Origin of the sequence: Marilutibacter aestuarii, from assembly GCF_006546775.1 — a bacterium.
Taxonomy (GTDB): Bacteria; Pseudomonadota; Gammaproteobacteria; order Xanthomonadales; family Xanthomonadaceae; genus Marilutibacter; species Marilutibacter aestuarii.
Genome location: NZ_VICE01000012.1, coordinates 12,333 through 35,150, shown reverse-complemented (window position 1 = coordinate 35,150; position 22,818 = coordinate 12,333). Strand labels below are relative to the sequence as shown.

Annotated in this window: 23 protein-coding genes; 12 read left to right on the top strand and 11 right to left on the bottom strand. The window is 69.9% G+C overall.

Annotated elements, in window-relative coordinates; translation table 11 throughout:
- Positions 1 to 87 precede the first annotated feature (87 nt).
- From FKV25_RS01615 to FKV25_RS01595, 5 genes are all read right to left on the bottom strand, one after another.
- Complete coding sequence (locus FKV25_RS01615) at positions 88 to 417, bottom strand: hypothetical protein (RefSeq protein WP_141517042.1); 330 nt, start codon at positions 415 to 417, stop codon at positions 88 to 90.
- Positions 418 to 463: 46 nt separating this feature from the next.
- Positions 464 to 1,453 carry a porphobilinogen synthase gene (gene hemB, locus FKV25_RS01610; protein ID WP_141517041.1) on the bottom strand — a complete coding sequence of 330 codons (990 nt, stop codon included), beginning with the start codon at positions 1,451 to 1,453 and terminating at the stop codon, positions 464 to 466.
- Between the two features lie 831 nt (positions 1,454 to 2,284).
- Positions 2,285 to 2,539, bottom strand: coding sequence for a hypothetical protein (locus FKV25_RS01605; protein ID WP_141517040.1), 255 nt, complete (start codon positions 2,537 to 2,539; stop codon positions 2,285 to 2,287).
- 105 nt (positions 2,540 to 2,644) lie between these two features.
- A complete protein-coding gene (locus tag FKV25_RS01600; protein ID WP_246071827.1) occupies positions 2,645 to 3,673 on the bottom strand; it encodes a chorismate transformation FkbO/Hyg5 family protein in 1,029 nt (342 codons plus the stop codon).
- Positions 3,670 to 5,142: an NAD(P)/FAD-dependent oxidoreductase gene (locus FKV25_RS01595; RefSeq protein WP_141517039.1), complete on the bottom strand. Its 1,473-nt coding sequence runs from the start codon at positions 5,140 to 5,142 to the stop codon at positions 3,670 to 3,672. Before FKV25_RS01595 ends, FKV25_RS01600 begins: the two co-directional genes overlap by 4 nt.
- A 137-nt stretch (positions 5,143 to 5,279) precedes the next feature.
- Here FKV25_RS01595 and FKV25_RS01590 point away from each other — a divergent pair, with 137 nt between their 5' ends.
- The 7 genes from FKV25_RS01590 (at position 5,280) to FKV25_RS01560 (ending at position 11,180) form a co-directional block, all read left to right on the top strand.
- Complete coding sequence (locus FKV25_RS01590; protein WP_141517038.1) at positions 5,280 to 5,549, top strand: phosphopantetheine-binding protein; 270 nt, start codon at positions 5,280 to 5,282, stop codon at positions 5,547 to 5,549.
- Positions 5,550 to 5,574: 25 nt separating this feature from the next.
- A complete protein-coding gene (locus FKV25_RS01585; RefSeq protein ID WP_246071826.1) occupies positions 5,575 to 6,291 on the top strand; it encodes a COG4648 family protein in 717 nt (238 codons plus the stop codon).
- Between the two features lie 64 nt (positions 6,292 to 6,355).
- Positions 6,356 to 6,664 (top strand): ApeI family dehydratase, encoded by a 309-nt coding sequence (locus FKV25_RS01580; protein ID WP_141517037.1) that lies wholly within the window; start codon positions 6,356 to 6,358, stop codon positions 6,662 to 6,664.
- The gene (locus FKV25_RS01575) at positions 6,661 to 7,635 is read left to right on the top strand and encodes a lysophospholipid acyltransferase family protein (protein ID WP_141517036.1); all 975 of its coding nucleotides are present in this window, start codon (positions 6,661 to 6,663) and stop codon (positions 7,633 to 7,635) included. Before FKV25_RS01580 ends, FKV25_RS01575 begins: the two co-directional genes overlap by 4 nt.
- A gap of 13 nt (positions 7,636 to 7,648) precedes the next feature.
- Complete coding sequence (locus FKV25_RS01570; RefSeq protein ID WP_141517035.1) at positions 7,649 to 8,299, top strand: LolA-related protein; 651 nt, start codon at positions 7,649 to 7,651, stop codon at positions 8,297 to 8,299.
- A complete protein-coding gene (locus tag FKV25_RS01565) occupies positions 8,296 to 10,713 on the top strand; it encodes an MMPL family transporter (protein WP_141517034.1) in 2,418 nt (805 codons plus the stop codon). Before FKV25_RS01570 ends, FKV25_RS01565 begins: the two co-directional genes overlap by 4 nt.
- Complete coding sequence (locus tag FKV25_RS01560) at positions 10,710 to 11,180, top strand: hotdog family protein (RefSeq protein ID WP_141517033.1); 471 nt, start codon at positions 10,710 to 10,712, stop codon at positions 11,178 to 11,180. The genes FKV25_RS01565 and FKV25_RS01560 overlap by 4 nt, the downstream gene beginning before the upstream one ends.
- Here FKV25_RS01560 and FKV25_RS01555 read toward each other — a convergent pair.
- Positions 11,168 to 12,250 carry a DUF481 domain-containing protein gene (locus FKV25_RS01555; RefSeq protein ID WP_141517032.1) on the bottom strand — a complete coding sequence of 361 codons (1,083 nt, stop codon included), beginning with the start codon at positions 12,248 to 12,250 and terminating at the stop codon, positions 11,168 to 11,170. The genes FKV25_RS01560 and FKV25_RS01555 overlap by 13 nt on opposite strands.
- Positions 12,251 to 12,254: 4 nt before the next feature.
- Positions 12,255 to 12,788 carry a DUF4136 domain-containing protein gene (locus FKV25_RS01550; RefSeq protein WP_141517031.1) on the bottom strand — a complete coding sequence of 178 codons (534 nt, stop codon included), beginning with the start codon at positions 12,786 to 12,788 and terminating at the stop codon, positions 12,255 to 12,257.
- Positions 12,789 to 12,931: 143 nt separating this feature from the next.
- Here FKV25_RS01550 and FKV25_RS01545 point away from each other — a divergent pair, with 143 nt between their 5' ends.
- The gene (locus FKV25_RS01545) at positions 12,932 to 13,834 is read left to right on the top strand and encodes a peptidyl-prolyl cis-trans isomerase (protein ID WP_141517030.1); all 903 of its coding nucleotides are present in this window, start codon (positions 12,932 to 12,934) and stop codon (positions 13,832 to 13,834) included.
- Positions 13,831 to 14,856, top strand: a complete 1,026-nt coding sequence (locus tag FKV25_RS01540) for a HupE/UreJ family protein (RefSeq protein ID WP_211345337.1) — start codon at positions 13,831 to 13,833, stop codon at positions 14,854 to 14,856. The genes FKV25_RS01545 and FKV25_RS01540 overlap by 4 nt, the downstream gene beginning before the upstream one ends.
- A gap of 30 nt (positions 14,857 to 14,886) precedes the next feature.
- On the opposite strand, the gene FKV25_RS01535 is transcribed toward FKV25_RS01540, so the two are convergent.
- The 3 genes from FKV25_RS01535 to FKV25_RS01525 form a co-directional block, all read right to left on the bottom strand.
- Positions 14,887 to 16,839 (bottom strand): DUF3604 domain-containing protein, encoded by a 1,953-nt coding sequence (locus FKV25_RS01535; protein WP_141517029.1) that lies wholly within the window; start codon positions 16,837 to 16,839, stop codon positions 14,887 to 14,889.
- 163 nt (positions 16,840 to 17,002) lie between these two features.
- Positions 17,003 to 18,157 (bottom strand): BamA/TamA family outer membrane protein, encoded by a 1,155-nt coding sequence (locus FKV25_RS01530; protein WP_141517028.1) that lies wholly within the window; start codon positions 18,155 to 18,157, stop codon positions 17,003 to 17,005.
- A 34-nt stretch (positions 18,158 to 18,191) separates the two neighbouring features.
- Entirely contained in the window at positions 18,192 to 18,971 is a 780-nt protein-coding gene (locus tag FKV25_RS01525; protein WP_141517027.1) for a transporter, read from the bottom strand.
- A 359-nt stretch (positions 18,972 to 19,330) separates the two neighbouring features.
- Between FKV25_RS01525 and FKV25_RS01520 the strand changes: the two genes are divergently transcribed.
- Entirely contained in the window at positions 19,331 to 20,116 is a 786-nt protein-coding gene (locus FKV25_RS01520; RefSeq protein WP_141517026.1) for a porin family protein, read from the top strand.
- 15 nt (positions 20,117 to 20,131) lie between these two features.
- On the opposite strand, the gene FKV25_RS01515 is transcribed toward FKV25_RS01520, so the two are convergent.
- Positions 20,132 to 20,980, bottom strand: coding sequence for an outer membrane protein (locus FKV25_RS01515; protein WP_141517025.1), 849 nt, complete (start codon positions 20,978 to 20,980; stop codon positions 20,132 to 20,134).
- A gap of 307 nt (positions 20,981 to 21,287) precedes the next feature.
- Here FKV25_RS01515 and FKV25_RS01510 point away from each other — a divergent pair, with 307 nt between their 5' ends.
- Both FKV25_RS01510 and FKV25_RS01505 read left to right on the top strand, forming a co-directional pair.
- Positions 21,288 to 21,566 carry a hypothetical protein gene (locus tag FKV25_RS01510; protein ID WP_141517024.1) on the top strand — a complete coding sequence of 93 codons (279 nt, stop codon included), beginning with the start codon at positions 21,288 to 21,290 and terminating at the stop codon, positions 21,564 to 21,566.
- Between the two features lie 147 nt (positions 21,567 to 21,713).
- Positions 21,714 to 22,715 (top strand): HAD family hydrolase, encoded by a 1,002-nt coding sequence (locus FKV25_RS01505; protein ID WP_141517023.1) that lies wholly within the window; start codon positions 21,714 to 21,716, stop codon positions 22,713 to 22,715.
- The last annotated feature ends 103 nt before the right edge of the window (positions 22,716 to 22,818 follow it).

Genomic DNA, 22,818 nt, shown 5'->3' with positions numbered 1-22,818 from the left:
CGAATGCGGGGATCCCGACCGTGTCGCGGCCCCGGCTTCGAAGCGCGGGCGACGTGCGTGTGCCGCACGGCCACGCGCCGGCATGCCCTAGCGGCGCGCCGGGGGTTTGCAGCGCGCAATGCCGCCCAAGGACGCGATGAGCTTGCCCGATTCGACCCGTACGCTGGGTGTCGGGTCCCGGGTGAGGTCGTAGCCCGTGGGGCACTCCTTCGCAGCCGCCGCTTCGAGCATGGGGCCGAGCTTGAGGCTCGCCGGGCTCGCATCCGTGGGGGCGTCCGTGCTGCCGGTGACGCGCAGCTCGATCGAGCCGTCCGGGAGGGCCTTGGCGATGTACTTGCCTTCAGGACTGCTACCTGGCGAGGCGGTGGCGGTGGCGGTGGCGGCCAGCAGGAGCCAACCAAGCGCAGTGGCATTCATGCCGATGATCTCCCGGGTCGAGGCGCCCGCGCCGGGCGCCGGAGCCTCAAGCCTCGCGCATCCAGCGCGCCGCGTCCAGCGCGAAATAGGTGAGCACGCCGTCGGCGCCGGCGCGCTTCATCGACACCAGGGCCTCCAGCGCGCAGGCGCGCTCGTCGAGCCAGCCATGGCCGGCGGCGGCCTTGAGCATCGCGTACTCGCCGCTCACCTGGTAGACGAAGGTCGGCGCGCCGAAGCTGTCCTTCACCCGGCGCACGATGTCCAGATAGGGCAGGCCCGGCTTGACCATGACCATGTCGGCGCCTTCGTCGAGGTCCAGGCCGACTTCGCGCAGGGCCTCGTCCGAATTGGCCGGATCCATCTGGTAGGTCTTCTTGTCGGCCTTGCCGAGCGCGCCGGCGCTGCCGACCGCATCGCGGAAGGGCCCGTAGTAGGCGCTGGCGTACTTCGCGCTGTAGGCCATGATGCGCGTGTGGACGTGCCCGCCTGCCTCGAGCGCTTCGCGGATGGCGCCGATGCGGCCGTCCATCATGTCGCTCGGCGCGACCACATCGGCGCCGGCCGCGGCATGCGAAGCAGCCTGGCGCACCAGGGCCTCCACGGTGGCGTCGTTGACCACGTAGCCGCTGTCGTCGAGCAGGCCGTCCTGGCCGTGGCGGGTGTACGGGTCGAGGGCGACGTCGGTGATGACCCCGAGCTGCGGGAAGCGCTCTTTGAGCGCCCGCACCGCACGTTGCACCAGGCCGTCCTCCGCCCACGCGGCCTCGGCGGTCAGGGACTTGGCATCGGGGGCGGTGACGGGGAACAGCGCCAGCGCCGGCACGCGCAGCGCGCTCGCCTGGTCGGCCACGCGCAGGAGTTCCTCGATCGACAGGCGCTCCACGCCCGGCATCGACGGGACCGGTTCGCGGCCGTCGAGCTCATGCACGAAGACCGGATAGATCAGGTCGTCCGTCGTCAGGGTGTGCTCGCGCATGAGGCGGCGCGAGAAATCGTCGCGGCGCATGCGCCGCATGCGGATGTCGGGAAAGGCCATTCGCGCATTTTACGCCTTCCGGCCTTGCGGCGGGTGGCGGTCCGCCCCGTGTGGCGCGGGTGGCCACTGTGGGTAGCGCCTTCGGCTCGACCGACCCTACGGTGACGATGCGGCCAAACCCGTCCGGCAACCCAACAAACCGTCATTCCAGCGAACGCTGGAATCCAGCCTTTGCTTTCAAACGCTCGGTGGGTGCGCTTCGCTTACCCGGGCTACGTGGCAAGTCGCCTTTGCGGTTGCCTCGCGATCCCACGCCCCTCGTAGGATGGGTAGCGCGAAGCAAGACCCATCACTCGTCGGGCGTGCGAGAACACGACGGTGGGTTTCGCCTTCGGCTCGACCCGCCCTACGAGGCCAGGGCAGGGCAGCACCGTAGGATGGGTAGCGCGAAGCAGAACCCATCACTCGTCGGGCATGCGAGAACGCGATGGTGGGTTTCGCCTTCGGCTCTACCCACCCTTCGAGGCCGGGGCAGGGCAGCATCGTAGGGTGGGTAGCGCAAAGCAAAACCCATCACTCGTCGGGCATGCGAGAACGCGACGGTGGGTTTCGCCTTCGGCTCTACCCACCCTACGAGGCCAGGGCAGGGCAGCACCGTAGGATGGGAAGCGCGAAGCAAACCCATCACTCGTCGTGGATCCAGCATCGCGACGGTGGGTTTCGCCTTCGGCTCTACCCACCCTACGAGGCGGGGGATCCAGCCTTTCGCAAAGCTCGGGAGTTCTCCCCGGCCCAGCGCATCGCGCTGGGCGTTCGGCCGGTCCGCGCGGCCGTGACGCGCAAGCGGTCCGCCTCACCCCAGCGAGCGCTGGGATTCAACTCGCGCGAACCTCAGAGCAGGCCGCCGGTGCCGGTCAGGCCCAGGCGCGCGATGGCAACGACGATGACGATGCCATTGAGCACCAGGCCGGCCTTGGCGCGGCCATTGCGCTCGCTGCGGGTGAACAGCACGCCGATCGCGCCGATCACCGCGCCGATCGCCGCGAACGGGATCAGCAGCCAGTTGCTCAGGCTGATGATCGGCACGAGCGCGATCACCATCCATGCCATGGCCAGGATGCCCCAGAGCAGGCTGATCAGTCCCATCGTGCGTTCCTCCGTTTCGTGGTCGCGCGCAGCGCGCAGGTGGCAAGCGTGCCCCAGGCCGGGCCCCGGCGCGAGGCCCCAAAGTCATGCCGCCGGACCGTGGGCTCAGCCGCCATGGACCCCGTCGATCTCCATGCGCAGGTCGCGGCGGCAGATCGCCGCGTGCAGCACCACGAAGGGCACCTCGGGACCGAGCCGGTCGACGAGCAGGCGCTCGACCTCGTCCAGCTCGTCGGCCTCGCGGACATAGACCTTCAGGCGCGACCGGGGATCGAAGTGCGGCGGGAGCCCCGGGTGCCGTTCGCGTGCGACGGCGAGCAGGCTGTCGAAATTGGCCAGGGTTTCGTCGAGCTGGCCGGCGGTGGACTCGGCATGGCGGGTCTCGTGGCCGACCACCGCCGCGGTGCCGGACAGGAACATCGGCATTTCGCTGCCGGGCGGCGGCAGCATGGCGCGGGCGAAGCTGGGCGGCTGCGGGCCGTACTGGCGCGGGTAGCGGTAGGCGCTGACCTGCCGGGGGTTTTCCAGCGGGGTGCCGGGCTCGCGCGCGGACAACCAGTAGACTTGCAGGCGGTGGACGCCGTCGGTGCGGCCGATCGCGGTGGCAGCGGGCAGGGTGCCGGGGCGGATGTCGCCAGTGGCGGCGCGGATGCCATTGGCGCGCCCCACGCAGAAGCGGCGATAGCGCTCGGCGTCCCCCTCGCCCCGGGTGATGTCGGCCAGGTAGTTCCAGGTCCGCAGCAAATGCGGGTAGCCGTGCTGGTGGATCGATGCCTCCATGCGGCGATAGGCATGTTCGGCGGCGCCCTCGATGTCGCCCGAAGCCGCCTCGATCGCCTGTTCGTCCACCTCGATCGCGCCGAACAGCAGCTGGCCGTTGCTGGCCCAGGCGACGTCGCCCTCCCGGCCACGGGCGACCGGGCCCGGGCTGGTCCAGACTTCGAAGCGGTCGGGCCGTCCGGCGGGCACCTCGGTGCCGACGCGCAGGTAGCGCGGATCCGGATCGAGCGGGGCCTGGCTGCCGAAACCGAACACCGCGAGCACGTCCGGGCCGGCCAGGAGCGCGTCGAGCGGGCCCGGGCGGTAGTCTACCGACAGGCGCGGCGCCTCGGCGAAGGCCGGATGCGCGCTCATCGGCCGGCCTCCACGGCCGAACCCCCGGCGGGCCCGCCAGCATCGACGCTGCCTTCTTCGCCGGACAGGGCGGAGGCGGGGTGCAGGGTGTCGGCCTCGAAGCGCACGCGGGCCTGGCGTCGTCGTTGCCACCACGCCCGCAGGGCCACGGGCGCCAACCCCAGTGCGGTGAGGGCGTAGATCAGCCGGAACACGTACAGCCGGCGGAGTACCGCGGGGTTGTCGAACACATCGCCGGCCAGCATCGAGATCACGGCCTGCTCGACCTGCCAGTTGTTGCGCGGATGGTTGAAGAGGTGTCGCATCACGGGCGTGTTGAAGTGGTAGATGAACCACTCGAAGTGGCCCAGCCCGCGCTTGAGCCGGCGCTGCATGGCCGCCTGCAGCGCGGCCTCGCGCGCAGGTTCGCGCAGCGCGGCCTCGACCACACCGGCGGCGCGCTCGCCGCTGTCCATGGCCAGGAAGACGCCCGAGGAGAACACCGGGTCGACGAAGGCATGGGCATCGCCGACCAGGAGCCAGCCCGGGCCGCCCATGCGCGTGCAGGCATAGGAATAGTTGCCGGTGACGTGCACGTCGCCGACGCGCTCGGCGCCCTGCATGCGCGCGGCGACCTGGGGCTGCGCCATCAACGTGTCGAGCAGGAAGCGTCCGGTGTCGCCCCGGCGCTGCTTGAGGTATTCGGGGAAGCACACCGCGCCCACGCTCATGACGTCGCCGGGCAGCGGGATCAGCCAGGTCCAGCCATGCGCGAAACGCTGCACGGTGATGTTGCCGGCATCGTCGCCTTCGCGGCGCGCCACGCCGCGGAAATGGCTGAAGATGGCCGCCGACTGGTGGGCGGTGTTCCTGCGCTTGAGGCCGAGCTGGCGGCCGAGGAGGGTGTCGCGGCCGCTGGCGTCGACGACGTAGCGCGGGGCGAACACCCGGGGCGTGCCATCGGCGTCGCGCGCGTGGACGCGGTCGGGGCGGCCCTCGGCAGCGAAGGCGACGCGCTCCACCTGGATCCCTTCGCGCGCGTCCACGCCCTCGCGCCGCGCGTGCGCGAACAGCAGCGCGTCGAAGTCGGCCCGATTGACATGGAAGGCGTGGTCGGCGCGCGGGTCGAGGGCGCGCTCGAAGTGGAAGGTACTGTAGTGGTGCGCACGTTCCGGCTCGCCGACCACCGGGAAATCCGCGCCGCGCTTGTGCACCCCGATCGCGCGCACCTGCTCCAGCACGCCCAGGCGCTCGAGGATCGGCAGGTTCATCGGCAGCAGCGATTCGCCGATGTGGAAGCGCGGGTGGCGGTCCTTCTCCAGCATGACCACGCGGTGGCCGCTGCGGGCGAGCAGGGTGGCCGCGGTGCAGCCGGCGGGGCCGCCGCCGATGACCAGCACGTCACAGGACAGGGCATCGCCCTTCGGTACGGGGGTCGCGTGGTCGAGGTGGCCGGCGCGGCGCGGCGCCGCGGGTGCTTCGTCGGTCATGCCGCCATGATACCGGGACGGCCCGCCCGCGAGCGGATTATCCGCCGGCGCGGGCCGATCCGGGCCGATCCGGCTTGCGTCGGCGCGCGGGATGCCGGATCGTGGCGCTCTTGTCCGCCCTTTCCAGTGAAGTCCCGATGTCCGAACAGAGTCCCGCCGAGCACGAACTGGCCCAATTGCTGGTCGAAAGCCTGAACCTGGAAGAGGTCGACGCCGCGTCGATCGACCCCGAAGACGCCCTGTTCGGCGAGGGCCTGGGCCTGGACTCGATCGATGCGCTCGAGCTGGCGCTGGCGATCTCCAAGCGCTACGGTTTCCAGCTGCGCTCGGACAGCGACGAGAACCGCCGGATCTTTGCCTCGCTGCGTTCGCTCTCGGCGCATATCGAAGCCCACAAGGCGGTCTGACGCCGCGCCGGCGGCCGCGCCCGTCGTGGACAGCTTCCTCCTCCGCCTGCTGCTGGCGCTCGCCTACCCGTGGCTGGCGCACTGGGCCGCGCATGGCGGCGGGGCGCTGGCCGCGGTGGTCGCCCTGCTCGACCTGGCGCTGGTCATCCTCGTCGACGGACTCGTGCAGCGGCGGCCCGGGGCCTGGCTCCTCCTGGCCGCCGTGGCCGCGCTGCTGGTCGCACTGGCCGGGACGGTGGTGCCACGCCTGCTCCTGCTGGCGCCCCCGATGCTGTTCACCGGCCTTGCCGCGTGGATGTTCGCGCGCAGCCTGCGCGATCCGCGCGGCGCGCTGATCACGCGGATCGTCGGCGAGATGGAGCGATGCGGGGTCGCCGGGCTGGCGCCCGGGCTGCGGCGCTACACCCGCCGCCTGAGCATCGCATGGGCAGGGGTGCTGGGCCTGCTGTGCGCGATCAACGGCGTGCTGGCGCTGATCGCGGTGCCCGACGGCGCGCTGGCGTTGCTGGGCGTGGAGGCGCCGCTGACGATCACCCGCGAGCAGTGGTCGCTGTTCGCCAACCTGCTCAACTACGGCCTGGTCGGCGTGTTCTTCGTCGCCGAATACGCGCTGCGGCGGCGCTACTTCCCGGACCGGCCGTATCGGAACTTCCTCGACTTCCTGCGCATGATGGGGCGGCTGGGGCCGCCCTTCTGGCGGGACCTGTTCAGCCGCCCGCCGGCATCGCCGGGGCGAAGCTGAACGCCGATACCGCCGGTCACGGCTATCCTGTGCCGCAGTCCCGGCCCCGATGCCCGAATCCGCCATGCAGTTCTCCGTTCCGTCCGACCACCCCTGCCTGCCCGGTCATTTCCCCGGGCACCCGCTGGTGCCCGGCGTGCTGATCCTCGATCACGTGGTCGAGGCCGCAGAACGCGCCGGTGCGCCGGTCGACGCCGCATGGGCGTGGCCGCAACTGAAGTTCCTGCAGCCCCTGTTGCCCGGTGAGCAGGCATGCATCGCGCTGGAGCGGCTGGACGACGGCCTCGCCGGCGCAGCGGGCCGCTGGCGCTTCCGTGTCCATCGCGGCGACGCCCTGCTCGCCACCGGCGAACTCAGGACCGGCGGCGCATGAGCGTCACCCATCCCGTCGGCGGCGAGCACGGTGGCGACTGGACCCGTCGCCCCGAAGGCGGTGGGCGCTTCGCGATCTGGCTGATCCAGGTCATCGCGCGCCGCCTCGGCCGCGCCCCGGCCCGCGCGCTGCTGTACCCGATCACCCTGTACTTCCTGATCATGCGCGGACCGGAGCGTCGCGCCTCGCGCGCCTACCTGGGGCGCGTGCTCGGGCGACCGGCGGGCCTGCTGGACGTCGCCCGGCACATCCACACCTTCGCCTCCACCATCCTCGACCGCGTGTTCCTGCTGGGCGGCCGCATGGACAGCTTCGACATCCGCACCCACGGACTGGACGCGTTGCACGAGGTGCTCGACCGCGGCCGCGGCGTGCTGCTGTTCGGCTCCCACCTGGGCAGCTTCGACGGCCTGCGCGCCCTGGCCACCCAGCGTCCCAACGTGCCGGTGCGGGTGGTGCTCGACAAACAGCACAATCCCGCGATCACCCAGTTGCTCGATGCCCTCAATCCCACCCTCGCGCGCAACATCATCGATGCCGCCCAGGACGGCCCCTCGATCGTGCTGGCGATCCAGCAGGCCGCCTCGGAGGGCGCGATCGTGGCCATCCTGGCCGACCGCGCGCGACCGGGCGAGCCGACGGTATCGGTGCCGTTCATCGACGCCCCGGCACCGTTCCCGACGGCACCATGGCTGATCGCCGCGGTGCTCGAACTGCCGGTGGTGCTGGCATTCGGCCTTTATCGCGGGGGACGCCACTACGACCTGGTGTTCGAAGCCTTCAGCGAAGGCCTTGCGGCGCCACGGCGGCAGCGTGCCGAGGCGATGCCGGCGTGGATCGCCCGGTACGCCCTGCGCCTGGAACACCACGCCCGCCAAGCGCCCTACAACTGGTTCAACTTCTATGATTTCTGGCAAGTCGATGATGCGAAATCCGCTTCGAACGCCCGGCCGGTTCCCCCGGCTCGCTAGCGCCACCCTGGTCATGCTGGCTGCTTGCGCGGGCGCGCTGCCGCTGGCCGCGGCCCAGCGCGTGGACGCCCCGGCCGACGTGGACTGGGTGCTGGCGCGGATCGTCCGGCCGGCGCCGGCACGCACCCCCTTCCTCGAGCTGCGCGGGTCCGCGCTGCTCAAGGCGCCCTTGCGCATCACCGGCGAGTATCGCCGCCCGGACGGCGACACCCTCGTACGCGAGGTGCAGGCGCCTTATCGCGAGACCACCACCATCGCCAGGGGCGAGATCGTCATCGAGCGCGAGGGCCGCGGGCCCCGGCGCTTCTCGATGTCGCGCGCGCCCGAGCTGGCCGGTCTCCAGTCGGGCTTCGGCGCCCTGCTGGGCGGCGACCGCCTGGAGCTTGAACGTCACTACCGGGTCACGGTCGATGGCAGTCGCCGGAACTGGACGCTGCGCCTGGTGCCGCGCGACGCCGCCGTCGCCGCACGCCTGAGCGACGTGCGCCTGCGCGGACGCGGTGCCGAGCTCCGCTGCATCGAAAGCCAACCCGTCGGTGGCGACGCCCAGCGCACCCTGCTCGCCGGCGCGGTCGTGGAGGCGCAGGACATCGACGATGGCGCCGCGCTGCGCGCGATGTGCGACGGCGCGACCGCCCCGGGCATGGACGCCACGGCGCGATGACCCTGGCGCGACGCCTCGGCCTGGCCGTGCTCTGGCTGGCCGTGCTCGGCCTCGCCGGGGCCTGGATTGCGCGCCACCTGGAAGTCAGCGGCGACCTGCGCCATTTCATGCCCACTGCGCGCACGCCTTCCCAGAAGCTCCTGATCGAGGAACTCGGGGAGGGGCCGGGCGCGCGCCTGCTGCTGGTGGCCCTGTCGGGCGACGCGCCGGGTGAACTGGCGCGGCAGTCGCTGGCCATGCGCGATGCGCTGGACGGCGACCCGCGCTTCAGCGTGGTCGCCAACGGCCACGACGGCGGCCTGGATGCCATCCCGGAAGCGCTGCGGCCCTACCGGTACATGCTGTCGCCGACCGTCGATGGCCAGCGCTTCGACCGCGCCTGGTTGCAGGAGGAACTCGACCAGCGCGTACAGGATCTCGGCTCGCCCGCGGCGGCCCAGCTCGAGGCGCTGCTGCCGCGCGACCCGACCCTGGAAACCCTGCGCCTGGCCGACGCCTGGACCCCGGCCACCGCGCCCGAGTTGTGGCATGGGGTCTGGTTCACGCCCGCGCCGGCTGCCGACCTCGCCGAGGCGACGCACGCCGCGCCCACGGCTGATCCGGCACCGGCCACGGAGGCATCGCCCCGGCGTGGCGCCGGCGACCGCGAGGCGCTCATGTTGCTGGAAACCCGCGCCGCGGGCTTCGATCCGCAGGGCCAGCAGGCCGCGCTGGCTGCCGTCCGCGCGGCCTTCGATGAGGTCCGCGGCGAGAGTCCGGCGCGCTTGAGCATCACCGGCCCCGGCGCGTTCTCGGTGGAGATCGGCGAGCGCACGCGCCGCGAAGCCACCCTGTTCGGCACCCTGGGGGGCGTCGGCTTCGGCCTGATGTTGCTGGTCGCGTACCGGCGTTGGCAGGTTCCGCTGCAGGCCGCGCTGCCGGTGGCCACCGCCGGCCTGGCCGGCCTGGCCGCCGTCGCCCTGGTCTTCAGCGAACAGGTGCACGGCATCACCTTGGCGTTCGGTTTCACCCTCATCGGCATCGCCGCCGACTATCCGATCCACCTGCTCAGCCACCAGCGGCCCGGTCGCAGCGCCTACGAGAGCGCACGGACCATCTGGAAGACCCTGGCCACCGGCGTCGCCTCCACCTGCCTGGCCTACCTGACCTTCTTCGTCTCGGGCGTCGACGGCCTGCGCCAGCTGGCGGTGTTCACCGTCGCCGGCCTGGCGACCGCCGCGCTGAGCACCCGCTTCCTGCTGCCGGCGGTGCTGGATCCGGTACCGCGCGACGTCGCCGACCTGTCTTTGACGCATGCCCTGCTGGAACGCGTCGAGCGCCTGCCACGCATGAACTCGACGTTCTCGCTCGGCCTGGCCGGTATCGCCGCCGCCGCGGTCGTCTTCGTGCCCGGGGCGTTCTGGGAGAACGACCTCGCGCGCCTGACGCCGGTGCCCGAAGCGGCGCTCGCGCGCGACCTGCAGCTGCGCCACGCGCTGGGCGCGCCGGACGTGCGCTACATGATCGCGGTGGAGGGCGCGGATGCCGACGCGGTGCTGGCGCACACCGAGCGCATGCGCCCGGCCCTGGACGCGCTGCGCGCACAGGGCGCCGTGGCCGACTACGACATGGCGGCGCGCTACCTGCCCAGCCTCGCCACCCAGCGCGCGCGGCAAGATCGCCTGCCGACCCGCGAGGCCCTGCAGGCCGAACTCGATGCCGCGGTCGCAGGCACGCCGTTCCGGCCCGATGCATTCGGTGGCTTCATCGATGACGTGGAGACCGCGCGCACGGCCCGGCCGTTGTCGGCCGGCGATGTCGCCGGCACGCCACTGGAAACGCGGATCGGCGGACTTCTCCTGCAGTCCCGGGACCGCGCCACCGCCCTGGTCACCCTGACCGGCCTGGTCGATCCGGCCGCGGTGGCGCACGTGGCAAAGGCGGAAGGGGCGACCCTGCTCGACCTGAAGGGCGCGTCCGAATCGCTGGTCGCCGAGTACCGAGAACGCGTGCTGTGGGCGCTCGGCCTGGCCGTGGTGCTGCTGGCGCTGGGCGTCGGCGCGGTACTGCGCCACGTACGCCGCACCATGCGGGTGATGGCGCCGATGCTCTTGAGCACCGTGCTGGTGGTGGCCGTGCTGCGCATGGCCGGCGTGGAACTGAACCTCTTCCACCTGGTCGCACTGATGCTCGCCGCCGGCCTGGGCCTGGACTACGCCCTGTTCTTCGACCATGCCGGCCATGATCGCGCCGAACAGCGCCGCACCCTGCACGCGCTGATCGTCTGCGCGATCTCGACCCTGTTGGTGTTCGCGCTGCTGGGCCTGTCCTCGATCCCGGTGCTGCGCGCGATCGGCAGCACGGTGGCGCTGGGCGTGCTGTTCAACCTCAGCCTCGCGGTGCTCGTCACGCGCCGGCGCGAGGGCATGGCATGACCGCCAACTCGATCCTCGACCGCGCCGGCATCCTCGCGCGCGTGCCCCACCAGGGCACGATGTGCCTGTGGGATGCGGTCATGGACTGGGACGCCACGTCGATCCGCTTGCGCGCGGACAATCATCGCGACCCCGCGCATCCGCTCCGCCGACGCGGTCGCCTGGCGGCGGTGCACCTGTGCGAATACGGCGCGCAGGCGATGGCGGTGCACGGTGGACTGCTCGGCGAGGATGGCGGCGCACCGCCCCGAGCGGGCATGCTCGTCGCGCTGCGCGCCGTGCGCCTGCACGTGGCCTGCATCGACACGCTGCCGGGTCCGCTGGAGGGGTCGGCGACCCTGTTGTTGGCGGGCCCGTCCAGCCAGCAATACGCCTTCGCGATCCACCATGCCGGCGAGCTGCTCGCCGAGGGTCGGGCCATGGTCGCCTTCGCCGACCCGGACCCGACGGCCGCTCAGAACTTGTAGCCCAGCGAGCTGCTCAGCGACCAGTCGTTCTGCTCGGCGTCGTCGTTCGGCGGCTGGTTGTCCTGGCTGCGGATGTAGCTGAGCTCGAAGTACAGGTCCTTGACCAGTTCATAGCGCGCCTTCAGCGAGAGTTCGCTGCGCACCCGGCCGCTCACCGTGAGGCTGGGGAACAGCGTCACCTGGCCCGACAGGTCGACATCGGGATTGTCGAAGTGGAAGAACTCGTACCGCGCCTGCAGTATGGCTTCGACGTTCTCCTGCCGCTGTTCGCCCTCGAACTCTTCGTTGGTGAAGACCAGCCCGCCGAGGGTGGAGAAGGCGTGGTTGGAGGACTGCAGCCAGTAGCGTCCCAGCCCCGCGCCGATCAGGCTGCGCAGGTTGAGGTCGAGCTCGTCGTTGGTCGTCAGGCCGGCGGTGGCGGCCCAGTACCAGCGCTCGCTGCGGAACCAGCGGTGGATGCCATTGAGGTCCTGGCGCTCGGACACCGGATTGTTGGCCGACTCCGTGCGCGCGGCCTCGTAGGTCATCGTCCAGCTGCGCCGGGGCGCCTTGTAGGTCATGTCGGCGGACACCGTGACCTGCCGGTCCTCGTTGGCCGAGGCCGCGCTCAGCCCCAGGCTGGCATGGCCGTCGATGTGGTCGAGCCAGCTGCCTTCGGAGATCGGCGTGATCCGCACGATGCTTTCCATCTGCAACGGTGCCTGCGTGTCGGTACTGTCCTCGGCGCCGAGCACGACGCTGCCCTCGGCCGCCGGGTCGGTGGCATGCCCGTAGCTGCGGTTGCCGTCGGTCTGCTCGACCTCGAGGTATTGCGCGGTCTCGATGCGCGCGACATGCGGCCACTCGATCGACAGCGTCCCCATGGCATCGGTCTTGAAGCTCAGGATGCCGCGGTCCAGGCCCTTGATCTCGCCGGTGATGCGGTCGCCGTTGCGCAGCACCACCACGTCGGTCTTCGGCGCGCCCATTGCCGGCGTGCAGGCGATGGAAAGCGCCAGCGCGATGCCGGCAAGGGGCACCGCGCGGTGGCCTTCGCGAAGGGGCGGGCTGGTGGCGCGACGCCCGGCCATCGGCTTACTGCGGCGGGAAGCCTTCGAACATCTCGGCGAGGCCCGCCTGCACCGCGGTCGCGTTCTTCTGAGGGTCCTTGGAAACGGTACCGGTGGCCGTGCCGCGCCAGATCGCCCGCTTGCTGGCGGTATCGAACATGTCCACCACCAGCGTGCCCTCGGTGTAGTTGCGCACCGTGGTGGTCGGGTAGCCCGGACCGTACATCCAGGAGTTGCGCCAGCCCCAGCCGCCCCACATGGGCTGTTCGTAGTAGGTGTCGACGTCCTGCTTGGCTTCGGTGGAGGCGCGCACGACGACGGTCACGTCGCCGCCCTCGGCGGCCCGTCGCCAGCCCTTGGCCTGCAACTGCGCATCGATGGCCGCGACCACGCGCTCCTGCACCAGCGGCGACATGCCCTGCAGGTCGGGCGACCAGGTGTAGCTGTCGTACTGGCTGAAGTCGGCCGTCGGACTGTGGTCGGTGTAGACGGTGGGCGTGCTGGCGCAGGCGGCCAGGCAGGCGACGAGGACGGACGCGAGGACGTGCTTCGCTTTCATGGCAGGCTCCGGAAAGGTGCGGATGCGTGAACAGGGGCAGGATACGCCCACGCGCGGTGGCGGCCGCGTGAAGGTTGTGTGTAGTCAAAACCACCGCCGTCGGGATAGCGTGGGCCATCGCCGGGCCGAGGTCGTCGTGCGCAATGCCTGCATTCCTGCGTGAGCCGCTGGTCCATTTCCTCCTGCTGGGCGGTCTGCTGTTCGTCCTGTATGGCGCCCTCAATCGCGACGCCCTGCGCGCGCCCGACGAGATCGTGGTCGACCAGGCGCGGGTGGATGCGTTGCAAGAGGTCTTCGAGCGCACCTGGCAACGCCCGCCCAACGCGGTCGAGCTCCGGAACCTGGTCGACGGCTGGGTCCGCGAGGAAATCCTCTACCGCGAGGGCGTGGCGGCCGGCCTCGACGAGGACGACACCGTGGTGCGCCGGCGCGTGGTGCAGAAGATGCAGTTCATGTCGGAGGGCATGGCCGCGGCCGCCGCCCCCTCGGACGCCGAGCTCGAGGCCTGGCTGCAGGCGCACGCGGACGCCTACCGCATGCCGCCGCGCTACACCCTGCAGCAGGTCTTCTTCGAACCACGGGGCGACGTAAAGGCGCGTCGCGCCCGCATCGCTGCCGGTCTGGCCGCGTTGCGAGAGGGGCGGGCCGACGGCGTCGGGGACACCACCCTGTTGCCGGGGCGGCTGGAGGACGCGAGCGCGAACGAGTACGCGCGGATCTTCGGCGAGGCCTTCGTCGAAGGCCTGGCGACCTTGCCCGAGGGCAGATGGTCCGGCCCGGTCGAGTCGGGCTATGGCCAGCACCTGGTGCGGATCGAATCGCGCACGCCGGGGCGCATGCCGGACCTGGCCGAGGTCAGGGCCCAGGTGGAGCGCGACCTGACACGGGCCCGCGGCGACGAAGTCGCCGAGTCGCTCTACCAGGGCCTGCGCACGCGCTACAAGGTCGTGTTCGACGACGGCGTCGCCTTGCCGGCGCCTGCGGCGACCGATGCGTCCCCCGCGGGTGACAGTGCCCGCGCGCCCTCGGGTACGGCCGGGCCATGAACCGTCGTCCTGAGCGGATGGGTCCGGCGCGACGCATCGCCCCCTGGCTCGGCCTGCTGCTGCTCCTGCTGGCGGGCTTCGCCCAGGCCGACGTGTTCCGGCCGGCCTATCTGGAACTGCGCGAAGCGGGCAGCGATACCTACGACGTCACCTGGAAGGTGCCCGCGCAGGACGAGACCACGCGCCTGGCCCTTTACGTGGTGCTGCCCGAGGGCACCGAGAATGTCACCGAGCCGCGCGCGGTCTTCGTCGACGGCGCGGTGCTCGAACGCTGGCGCATCCGCAGGCCTGGCGGGCTGGTCGGGCAGCGCATCCGCATCGAGGGACGTGCCACCACGGTCAGCGACGTGATCGCGCGGGTGGAACGCGCCGACGGCACCAGCCAGGTCGAGCGGCTGAAGGTCGACGACCCCCACTTCACCGTGGCCGCACCCGCCGGGACGGGCGAGGTCGCCTGGGCCTACCTCGTCCTCGGCATCGAGCACATCCTGGCCGGCATCGACCACCTGCTGTTCGTCCTCGCGCTGTTGCTGGTGGTGCGTGGCGCGCGGCGCATCGTCGCCACCGTCACCGCGTTCACCGTCGCCCACAGCATCACCCTGGTCGCCGCGACGCTGGGCTGGGTCCACGTGCCGGGGCCGCCGGTGGAGGCGATCATCGCGTTGAGCATCGTCTTCGTCGCCGCCGAGGTCGTGCACGGTCTGCGCGGCAAGCCGGGCCTGACCGCCCGCGCGCCCTGGCTGGTCGCCTTCAGCTTCGGCCTGCTGCATGGCCTGGGCTTCGCGGGTGCCTTGGCCGAGGTCGGCCTGCCGCAGGTGGCGATCCCTGTGGCCCTGCTGATGTTCAACGTGGGGGTCGAAGTGGGCCAGTTGCTCTTCGTCGCCGCCGTGCTGGCCTTGGGTGCGCTGCTGCGGCGCCTGCCATGGCGCCCGCCGGCGCGCCTGCAGTATGCCGCGCCCTACGCGATCGGTACCGTCGCGATGTTCTGGGTGTTCGAGCGCGTCGCCTCGTTCTGGGGTTGAGGCGACGCGTGGCGCCGAGGCTGCAGCCGGTCAGCGTCCGGCCGTGGCCGTGGCGCCCTGCGGGGCTGCCGGGGTGTACCAGATCGGCGAGGAGAACGCGCGCTCCTGGTGCACCATCGGCACCTTGTCATCCATCTCCACGCCGAAGCGCTTCACGTCATGCGCGGTCCAGCGCGGCGTCGGGATCTCCAGCACGCGGACGTAGTAGACCGCCTTCTGCGTGGGGTCGAACTCGGGATCGACGAAGCGGGCGACCAGCTCGCCGGCGCCGATCGAGTTCTCGTAGGTGGCGTTCGCCACGTCGACCGTGTTGCCGATCGGCGGCAGCTTGCCGTCGGCACCAACGGAGCGCTCGCCGGCCCACTTCACCTCGAATACCTTCTCGTGCATCTGGCCGTTCGCATCGACCCAGCCCTTGATGATCTGCACGCGATCGAGGTTCGCGCCTTCCGGGTCCTTCATCGCCGCGACCAGGAAGGTGGCCGACTGGCCTTCCGGCGCGGGCGCCAGGTCGCCGCCCATCGGCACGCCGCGCGAGTAACCGGCCTTGGCAAGGTCGCCGGCGAGGTCCTCGTCGGTGAAGTCGTATCCGCCGAAGAAGCGCACTTTCATGCGGGGCCCGGTGGTGGCGAAGGTCTCCTTGCGCTTCATCGCGTCCCAGATCGCGGCGCGGGTGTTCTCGACCGCCCACACGCCGGTCACCCCGGTGGCCGACGACTCCCAGCCCCAGTAGGTGTCGGACGGTCCATCCAGCAGCGGGAAGTCCCAGCGGCCCGCACTGGGCTCCAGTGTCTTGAACTTGCCCCAGAAGTTGTCCTCCTCCGCCGTGGAAAGTCCCGTATGGGTGTCGGTGCCGGCGTTGGCGCCGTACTTGAACGGATTGGTCCCGCCGAGTGAATCCTGCAGGCGCAGCCCGGACTTCAGTGCCTCGCGCCAGTACTCGTAGCGGTAGTCGTCCTTGCTGTCCTTGGGCTTGAGGATCAGGTTGCCGCGGTCCCACAGGTCCCAGGACGCGAACTCGTCGTTGGGCGAGAGGTAGGGGTGCGACTCGCTCTGGCCCTTGAACTGGGTCAGTTCGTAGAGCGGTTCGTACTTCGCGCGCATGGCGGCCCATTCGGCGGTCATCGGCGAGCCATCGAACTGCTGCTCCTCGAACATGCGGCCATTGGACATGTTGCCGTTGTGCGGGATCGCCAGCAGCTGGCCACCGGTCTTCTGCTCGTAAGCGGCCATCCACTGCCACAGCTTGTAGGGATCCATGGTCTCGAACGTGGTCAGCGGCAGCACCTGTTTGGCGCGGTCACCGCCGTCGCGGAAGATCACGTTGCGGTGCAGGTTGTCGCCGCCGTCGGAATTCACCGTCCATTCGTAGGCGATGAAGGTGGTGAAGCTGCCGGGTGCGTTGTACTTCTCGGCCGCCTCGATGGTCTTTTCCCAGGCGGAGACCATCCATTTGGGGTCCATGACAACCTCGGGCAGGTTGCCGGTCGACTGCGCGACGATCAGCTCGCTTTTGGCCTTGGCCGCGGCTTCGCCGCCTTCCTCGAGCGCGGTCTTCCATCCGGCCAGCATCTCGACCGCCATCATCTCCGGATTGCCGGCGACGATCTCGTTGATCGTGCCCATGCCGTCGGAGTGGTCGGTGACCATGAACCAGTCGTAGGGCCGCCGCAGCTTCGCCTTCTGCCCGGTGTTGGTGCTGACTTCGTGGCCGAGCGCGAAGCGGTAGGCGTCCTCGGGCGTCAGTATCGCGCCGTCCATGCCGGCATCCGCGGACCAGCCGGTGTGCACGTGGGTGTCGCCGAAGTATGCCTGCGTCGGGTAGTCGGCCACCGCGGCATCGGCGGTGGCGTCGTCGGCCCCGGGTAGTGCCGCCGCCGTGTCCGTTGCCGGGGACGAGGGAGTGTCGTCCCGCTGGCAGCCGGCCAGCGGCAGCGACAGGGCGAGGGCGGAGGCGAGGACGGCGAGGTTGAGCTGTCGCATGGCATGGCTCCCGGTCAGGGACGGGGCGATGGACCTACGCGGATGCGCGTCGCTGTTCCCGGGCGGCAAGCCGCGACCAAAAGCAAGGCAGACAGCGACGATAGCAAGCGGATGTAAGCCGTGCGTGAAACGCTGCCGCCAACCGGCTGCCCTCCGGCGCTGTTCAGAACGCCTCGCCGATGGAGAAGTAGACCGCGTCGCCGTCCTTTCCGCGCGCATAGTCGACGCGGACGTTGACGTCGTACGCGGTCGAGGCCTTGAAGCGCAGGCCCACGCCCGCCGAGGGGAGCAGGTCGTCGACGCGGTAGTCGCCGAACGAGGGCGCCACGTCGCCCACGCCGGCGAAGGCCACCGCGCCCCAGCGTCGGGCGAACTGCCAGCGGTATTCGCCCTGCACCGCCACCAGGGTGCTGTCGCGATACTGCCCGCCTTCGTAGCCGCGCAGGTCGGCCTGTGAGCCGAACAGGCAGAGGTCGAAGAAAGGCGCGTTGTCGCCCGCCGAGCAGGCGTAGGCACGCAGGGCCAGCACGCCCTTGGGGCCCCACGTGCTGTAGTGGTTGAGTGCCGCCGTCACATTGGCGTACTCGCGGTCGGAGCCCCAGCCCGACACGTACCACTGCGCGTGGGCGTTGAAGTAGGTCCCCTGCGAGGGCCCGGTCTCGGAGTCGCGCGTGTCGTATTCGTAGAGCAGGCCCGGTCCGGCCAGGGCCACGTCCAGCTGCGGGCTGGGGATGTCGAGGTCGGGGAAAGCCGGGGCATCCAGCGGCACGCGCGTCGTCACGTCGACCTTCTGCAGGCGAAGGCCCAGGTATTGCGATGGCGCGACCTTGCGCAGGGCGTCGAAGCGGTAGAAGGTCGGCGACTGCTCGATGCGGATGAAGCGCCCGCGTTCGGCCGCGCCCTCGCCGATGCCGTAGAACTTCAGGTGCAGCTCGGCGTCGGCGGCGATCGCGGTCACGCGCCAGCGGTCGCCACCCAGGTAGGCCTTCTGGAACAGCGCCGCGCCGCGGCTGCCGTTGTCGGTCCACAGCGCGCCGCCGCCGGTCATCCACGGCCGAGCGCTGCCCTCGGGCTGGTAGTAGAGGACGGCCGCCAGGACCGCGCCGTTCCCCAGCGTGGGGCTGGACTGCGGGATCGGCAGCACGACGAAGCTGCGGCCATCGTCCTCGCGGCCCGCATGCAGCTGCTCGGCCTCCTCCTGGCCGGGCGCGCTGCCCGTGGCGATGTCGGTCGCCAGGGCGGCCGGCGCGAATCCGGTCGCCATGCCGGCCAGCAGGCCGAGGCGGACGGCCAGGGGGCGGGTTGCTAGAGCGCCCATGCCGCGCGCCGTGGCCGGAACATGCCGAGCGCCATCACTTCGGGTAAAGCAGCGTGAAGGTGAAGCGCAGGCCCCAGTCGGGCCCGCCGTCGGGCTTGTCGAGATAGGCGCGCACGCCGCCCTGGTAGCTGACCAGCTGGCTGCCGATCTTCGAGATCTTCGAGTAGCCGATGTTCAGCGGCACCGTCCACTGCTCCGCTTCCCAGTCGTAGGTCGACTCCAGGTTCACCGCCACGGTGCGGCCGCCGCTGAAGCCACGGGAAACGAAGGGCTGCAGGAAGGTCGAGTTGATGTCCACGCGGCGGCTGCCGCCGACGTCGACCAGGTGGTTGAACAGGCCGCCGTAGGTCCAGCCGTTCTTCTGCCACAGGAACACGCCGGTGGGTCCCAGCGCCCAGGTGTCGGCGCCGAGGTCGTCGGTGCCCGTCGGGATCAGCGCCGCCGGTCCCACGCCCCAGACCAGGCCGCCGTCGGTGGGCGCCTTGGGCGAGAAGAAGAGGCTCTGCACCGTATCCCCGAAGCCGGCCTGGTCGGTGCCCGGTCGCACGTCCTTCTGGTAGGTGATCGGGATGATCGTGCGCGAGATCAGGTTCCAGTCCTCGGAGATCGATATCGGGATCACCGGCTGCACGTTGAGCGTGTAGCGGTAGCCATCGTCGCCGAAGGTCTCGTCGTAATTGAACTGCATCGGCACGCTGATCAGCGCCGCGACGGGGTTCGAGAGCTGCTTGGCAAGTTCGTCCGCGCTCTGTTGCGCGAGAGCACTGGTGGGCGCAAGCAGCAGGACGAGGGCAGAAGCTCGTGATGCGCACATGGGGCGTTCCTTCAGGGCAGAGGGAGAAACTGAGGACTCTCTGGCGCGATGGTTCCCCGGCATGCTCGTCAAGGGGGCGTGCATCAAGTGTGAAGGCGGCTTTCACGGGGCGATCGAGGCTGGATGCACCACCATTGGACTCCGCGTCCCTCGCTCTGGGCGCGTGCCCGCCAGCGGGCGGCGGCGAGCAATAGGCAGAGCGCACCCTGCGCTGGACTTCCACGTCGACGGTGTTCGCCAAGCGTGATGCTTCACGCATCCTTGAGCTCGGTGCGTCCACGCTTCCCCGGGGCGCATTGCCCGGCGTGGATCGCGCCGACGCGATGGATCGCCTTCCCCCGACTCCGGAGCGGATTGACATGCGAAGCCTGCGCCTGCTGTTGATGTCGGCCGCCCTGGCCGCCCCCCTGCTTCCCTGCACAGCCCGCGCCGCGGGAGCATCCAACGACTACGAGAGCGACGACGGTGCCTGGCACTATCGCGTGGCCCCCTACCTGTGGGGCACCGGCATGTCCGGCGACATCGGCCTGGGCGACGCCGGGCCGGTCGGCAGCATCGATGCATCGTTCTCAGACATCCTGGCGAACCTCGACATCGCGGGAATGGCCTTCGTGGACGCACGTCGCGATCGTTGGGGCATCGCCGCCGATTTCTTCTACGCCAAGCTCTCCAACGACACCAATGCTTTCGTCGACCAGGGCTACGGCAAGGTCGAAGGCGAGACGAAGAACAAGATCGTGCACCTGGGTGCCACTTATCGGGTCACCCGTACCGGCACGAGTCATCTCGATCTCATCGGCGGCATCCGCTATACGGACGCCAACACGACGATCAAGGTCGGCGCGGGTCCTTCGCTGCCGGGCGGCGCCCGGGCCACCGATTCACAGAACTGGGTAGACGGCTTCGTCGGCCTTCGCGGCGCGGCCCAGGTGTCCGAGCGTTGGGGCCTGTTCGGCCAGCTTGACGCCGGCGCGGGTGGCACCGACCTGTCATGGCAGGCAGTCGCGGGCGCGCGCTGGTTCCTGCAATCGGGCAACAGCGTCGACGTCGGCTATCGCTACCTGTCCCAGGACTACGCGTCGAACGACTTCACATACGATCTCCGCATGGGCGGGCCCTTCCTTGGCATGTCGTTCCGATTCTGATCCGGAGCCGTCCGCTCAGAAGCGATACGCCACGCCCACGCGCACGCCCTCTTCGCGGAAGTCGAAGTTGCCGCGGAAATCGTCTTTCTTCAGGTCGGCGTCGATCCTGTTCGCGGTGACGTCGACCCAGAAGCCCCAGTTGTCCCAGGGGAACCACTCCACCCCGGCGCGCGCGTAGGTCACGTTGGCGTCGACGTCACTGATGTCGGCGCTGAAATAGCCCAGGTCGGCGGAAATGCGCCAATCGTCCGCAGGGGTCCAGCGCCAGCCGCCGCCGATCGCCGGAGCGGGCACGTCACCGTTGGCATCGCGGTCGAAACCCGCGCCGCTGCCAACCGGATTGCCGTTCGCGTCGACGGTCAGGTCGATGCCGAAGTCGAGGTTGTACCAGACCAGGCCCAGGCGCGGTCCCAGGGCCCAGTTCTCGTGCGAGGCCGCCCACCACACGTAGTACGCCTCGTAGGTATCGAGGTTGCGCTCGGCCCTCACCGTGGTGTCGGTCTCGTAGGTCACGCCGTCGAACACGATGTCGCGCTGCAGGACCTTGGTCGCGCTGACGTCGTCCTGGTAATAGTTCAGCCCGAATTCGTGATGCTCGAACGGCCGCCAGGAAATGCCCACTAGGCCGATGGTGCTGTCCTGGTCGAGATTGAGGTCGCGGTCCAGGTCGATCTCGGTGCCTTCCAGATTGCCGCCGTCGACCGAGAGTTGGGTGTCGAATCGACTGGCGTAGCCCCCCAGCTTGATGCTGAAGGTGTCGAGGGGTTCGACCGCGTGGACAGGCACGGCGACCGACGCAAGCAACAGGAGGCTGAGGGCAATGGAGAGGGGGCGATGCATGCGAGCGAGCGGCATTGCGGACATGACAGCTTCCTGAACTGGGATGTGTCCGGAAATCCTACGCCCGGTCTCGTGTGGCCTCGTGAAGGCGGTGTATGGGGCCGGTTTCATCGCTTCGTCATGTCGGCGGGGTGTTGAAGCCTAGGCTTGACCGGCAATCCCGAAAGGAGCGCGGCCCCCGTTTTCCCGTGCTGGACGGGCCGGGCGAACGGTTCGGGGCGATCGACGCCGCCGCCGCGTGCGACCCGGCAGGGCGCGGGGAGTATCCATCCGCCAACTGGAATTCACCCAGGCTAGACGATGGATAAGCCACTGTTCAGCTTCGGCGCATGTGTTCGACCGGCGTGGCGACAACGGTACAGCCACCGGTGCCCTGGCGGTCGACGCCAAACAGGGCTGGAAGGGGCCCGGGGAGCACGTCGCCACCGTGCCGCATATCTTCGATATCCGGCAGGATCCGCAAGAGCGCTACGACATCTTCATGAACGATTTCAGCGAGCGGACCTGCATGGTGGTGGCGATCAACATTGCGATCCAGGACACGATGAAGACGTACGTCGACCATCCGCCGCGCACGCTGCAGAGCGAGGATCATGCCGGCCCACCTTGACCCGGTACCAGGAACTGAATGATTACACCCGCGACAACCTCAACGAAGAAGGCTTCAACATCCCGATGCCGACCGGCAACTGATGCAACCCGGCGCGCCGCCTCGTAGCCACGACGCGGTGCGTTACGCTTTCATGGAGAACGGAGCATGAATACGGCATTCAAGAAGCGGCGGCTGGCGCTGGCCGCCACGCTGGTGCTCGCGACCGGCGCGGCGCATGCGGCGGAACCGCTGTCGTCCTGGAACGACGGTTTGGCAAAGAAGGCGATCGTCGATTTCGTCGAGCGCGTCAGCCAGGAAGGCGGGGCGGACTACGTGCACCCGTCCGAGCGGATCGCGGTGTTCGACAACGACGGCACCCTGTGGTCCGAGCAGCCGATGTACGTGCAGTTGGCCTTCATCCTCGACCGGATCAAGGCGATGGCGCCTGGACATCCGGAGTGGAAGGACACCCAGCCCTACAAGGCGGTGCTGGAGAACGATGTCGCGGCGCTCGCGGCCTCGGGCGAAAAGGGCCTGATGGAGCTGCTGGTGGCGACCCACGCCGGCATGTCGACGGCGGAGTTCGAGAGTACCGCGAACCAGTGGATACGCACCGCCCGGCACCCCAAGACCGGTGAGCTCTACACCGGCATGGTGTTCCAGCCGATGCTCGAGTTGTTGCAGTACCTGCGCGAGAACCGCTTCAAGACCTTCATCGTCTCCGGCGGCGGCGTGGAGTTCATGCGACCGTGGAGCTACGAGGTCTACGGCATCCCGCCGGAGCAGGTGGTGGGCAGCCAGATCAAGGTCAAGTACGAGGTCAGGGACGGCGTGCCGACCCTTGCGCGCGAGCCGGGCATCAACCTGGTGGACGACAAGGCGGGCAAGCCGGTCGGCATCCACTACCACATCGGCCGCCGACCGATCGCCGCTTTCGGCAACTCCGACGGCGACTACCAGATGCTCGAATGGACGACCTCCGGGCCGGGTCCGCGCTTCGGCATGATCGTCCACCACGACGATGCCGGGCGCGAAGCCGCATACGACCGGGAGTCCCACTTCGGCAAGCTCGACAAGGGCCTCGACGACGCGGCGGGCAAGGGCTGGATCGTGGTCAGCGTGAAGGACGACTGGAGCTGCGTGTTCCGCTACGCCTGCGCACCCTGACGCATCCAGGTGCAGGCCGCGCGGTATCCCGTGCGACCTGCGCCGGATCGCGTGGGCCCAGGCGCACCCGCAGGTCCGGGCGGACTCGTCGCCGACCAGGCCT